The organism is Fulvivirga aurantia (assembly GCF_009711475.1).
GTDB lineage: Bacteria > Bacteroidota > Bacteroidia > Cytophagales > Cyclobacteriaceae > Fulvivirga > Fulvivirga aurantia.
Genome location: NZ_SMMD01000406.1, coordinates 1 through 2,414 on the forward strand (window position 1 = coordinate 1; position 2,414 = coordinate 2,414).

The window sequence follows — 2,414 nt, forward strand, 5'->3', positions numbered from 1 at the left end:
TATCTACCGGGTTGGCTAATGCTGCTCGTAGTGATTTATAACCTACTGTAAGTACTGCTATTAGCAATGTGGCAACCAAAGCAGTAATAAACACCACCGGACCAAGGCTTATTTTATATTGGAAATTTTGTAACCACTCACTCATAATAATCCAGGCAACTGGAGCTGCCAAGACAAAAGCCAGTACGATGAGTTTTATATATGATGTAGTAAATAAGCCAATAATACTTATGGATGATGCGCCTAACACTTTTCTAACCCCAATCTCTTTCACCTTTTGGGATACCATAAACGATGCTAACCCAAACAACCCTAAGCAACCGATGAAAATGGCAATCGCTGAGGCTGCCGAAAAAAAGATAGTCATCTTTCTTTCACCCTCGTAAAATTGAGCCAACTGCTCATCCACAAATTCGTGCTCGTAATCAAACTCCGGATAGATTGCTTTCCAGGTTTTTTCGATGGTTGATCTGGTAGTATTAAAATTGGCCATATCCACTTTCAAGGTTATCGTGCGGTACGCATTCATATGACTAAAAATCATAATAGTCATTAATTCATTGCGTAAAGAGACCGCATGAAAGTCTTTAACCACTCCCACTATTGGTATGTGTTTACCCCAAACCTTAAGCTGTTTACCTATTGCCTCCTCATAACTGCCCTTATGATTGATATATTCTAAAAATTTTTCATTGACAATAACTTCTCTCAAAGTATCTGAAGGTCTCAAATTTCTTCCTGCAAGAAGTTTAAGTTGGTAAATGGTGAGATAATTTTCATCTCCGAATTTCATAGCACTGTAATATTCTTCAGGGTCATCTTCTACACGAAAATCGCTTACCGAGACCGAGCCAGAGGATGGATTACTAAATACCAGGCTCACTTCATTGACACCGCTCAATTGAGAAAGCTGCTGTTTTATAGTTTGTTTTTTAGACTGATCGTCTTCAGGAATTCTAATATTGATAAGTGCCTCCGTATTATAACCTAAATCAGCGTTTTTGATATAATTTAGTTGACTTAGCGTTACAATTGTTCCTATAATAAAGACCTGAGATATAAAGAATTGAAAGACAACCAGCCCTTTTCGCAAATTAAGTTTACCACTATTTTTGGTAGTTATCAGATTCTTAAGAGCAAGCGCTGGTTTAAAGCCAGAGAGAATTAAGGCAGGATAAAAACCTGAAAGTACCGTTATTGAAAACAACCCAAATACCACACCTAAAATAAATGACGGTTCGAACCATGGAATATCAAGGTTGACATCCATGAAAGGATTCACATATAGCAAAAGTAGTTCGGCCAATCCAAGCCCGATAAGTGCAGAAAGGAAGATGATTCCAAAAGACTCAGCAAGGAACTGAGCTATAAGCTGTCCTCTGGAACTGCCGAGCACCTTTCTGACACCCACCTCCCGTGATCTTCTGATAGCTACAGCTGTAGATAGATTAACAAAGTTGATACAGGCTGTAAGTATTAGAAAGAGACCAATTAGCCTCATTATAAGTATCTGATTTTTACTTACGCTTTTGAAACTATAGTTACTCCAATGTTCATTGAAATGAAAATCACGCATGGGCTGTAACTGATAAACACTATTTTGGTCATTATCTTCGATATGCTTCTCAACAAAACGCTCTATACGGTTGGTATACCTTGATGGACTATCATTTTCAGCAAGTAAGATGTAGCAATGATCATCACTACTCACACTCCCCCACCCGCTTTCTTTGATCTCATCTTGCACTGTGGCAAGAGAGACAAACATATTAAATGGAAAGTCAGTATTAGCGGGAGCGTCTTCAACCACTCCCGTTATTAGCAACTGAGTCTCTTTATTTAAAATAATGGTTTCACCCAGCGCACTTTGCGAAGGAAAAAATTTGTCTGCAATTGACTTAGAAACGACAATGCTATTAGGTTGCTCTAAGGCTTTATTTCTATTTCCCTCTAGCCATATTACTGTAAAAATATCAAAGTATTCTGGCTGAGTATAAACCAATCGATCACTTTTGAGCTCATAAAATTTCGGTTTTTCTGAGTCAGGCTCAATAGTAAAATGCCGCTCACCATGGTGATTACGTGTTAAAACGATTCTTTCTAATTCAGGAAAATCCGTGCGCAATGCCTCGGGAAGTGGCAAAGGAACACCTGGTGTGTGGTCTTTTTCGCCACCTTGGCCAATGGAGGTGTTGACTAACCTGTAAACACGATCATAATTCTCTTGAAATGAATCATAACTTGACACATAGTGAGCCAGTAAAAACAAGATTACCGCACAACATAACCCCAAACCCAACCCAAACACGTTAATTAGAGTGTATCCCTTATTTCTCAATAGAGATCTTACAGCAGTTTTAAAATAGTTTTTTAGCATCGCATTTAGTTTTATTCGTCTCTTAAACTATCTACCG

Annotated in this window: 1 protein-coding gene; it reads right to left on the minus strand. The window is 38.3% G+C overall.

Annotated elements, in window-relative coordinates; genetic code table 11:
* Positions 1-2,377, minus strand: a 2,377-nt coding sequence (locus tag E1176_RS02315) for an ABC transporter permease (RefSeq protein WP_155208962.1), incomplete at its 3' end; no start/stop codon positions are given.
* Between the last annotated feature and the right edge of the window lie 37 nt (positions 2,378-2,414).